Source organism: Vibrio sp. 10N.261.46.A3, assembly GCF_041472995.1.
GTDB lineage: Bacteria > Pseudomonadota > Gammaproteobacteria > Enterobacterales > Vibrionaceae > Vibrio > Vibrio coralliirubri.
Window position 1 is genome coordinate 1 of record NZ_JBFRRH010000175.1, and the last position, 1,056, is coordinate 1,056.

At 47.0% G+C, this 1,056-nt stretch carries 1 protein-coding gene and 1 pseudogene; both read right to left on the reverse strand.

Annotation, left to right across the window (positions count from 1 at the left end):
* Window positions 1–466 (reverse strand): annotated as a pseudogene (locus tag AB4484_RS26275) (IS3 family transposase); the annotation flags it as partial.
* Between the two features lie 26 nt (window positions 467–492).
* Window positions 493–993 (reverse strand): transposase, encoded by a 501-nt coding sequence (locus AB4484_RS26280; protein ID WP_016787638.1) that lies wholly within the window; start codon window positions 991–993, stop codon window positions 493–495.
* Between the last annotated feature and the right edge of the window lie 63 nt (window positions 994–1,056).

Here is a 1,056-nt window from a genome sequence, read left to right on the forward strand (position 1 = left end):
CCTCAATGACATACAGGTAATAGTGTTGGCCTCGAACCTTTGAAGGTAAATAAGTGATGTCCCACGTATAGACTTGGTTCGAGTCCGTCGCTGTGTAACTGGTTGGCTTCGCTTGCTTCTGTCTGCTCCGCTGACGACCTCGTTTGTGATGCTGCCCCTGTGTACTCAGCACTCGGTAGTAGCTCGACTCAGAGGCGATATACTCCCCCCTATCAAGCAGTGTCGGGACGATTTGAGTTGGAGGTAAGCTTGCGAACTCAGAGTGGTTACACACCTCGATAATCGCATCACGCTCTTCCTGAGACAGCTTGTTAGCAGGCTCAGGTCTGAGGCATGTTGGCCTTTTATCAGCTTGAATTTCACCTTGCTGATACCAGCGACGATACGTTCTCAAGTCAATTTGAACTTCATGGCACGCTGGCTCTAAACGACACCCGCCTTGCTTCGCTTCAAGGATAAGAGTCACTATGGTCTGCCTTTCATCGGTTGAGGTTAGTCGTCCTCTGGCTCTTCCCCGTAAAAGGCTCTCAGCTTTTTTCTTAGTACCAAGAGAGCGGCCGTTTCAGCGAGTGCTTTTTCTTTGAGTCGTAAATCTTTCTTCAACTCTTTGATTTCAAGTTTGTCAGCTTTAGCCTGCTTCTTTGCTTCAGCTTCCTGCTCTTTACTCGACTTAAACCCTTGCATACATTCGCTGCGCCAGCTTTGGATTTGCTCTGGAAAAAGACCTTTTTCACGACAATATTGGCTGAGTTCACTTTCTGTCATTGAGTAGGTTTCAGCGACAATGGCAAGTTTAGTTTGAGCTGACCACTGCTCTGATGAAGTGTTGCTATTTGGCACAGCGGCTCCTGAACGTCTGAGTTGCTGGCGCCAATGATACAGGGTTGCAGTGCTAATTCCTTCCTCTTCCGACACTTCTTTCACTGACATCGAATAGGGAGGCAACAGCTTCTTTAATATAGCTTCTTTTCTTTCTACTGAGATACGAGACACAATTACTCTTTATCGCCCAAACTGGTTAAATTTTAACAGTGACAACTACCCTGCCAGATAGGG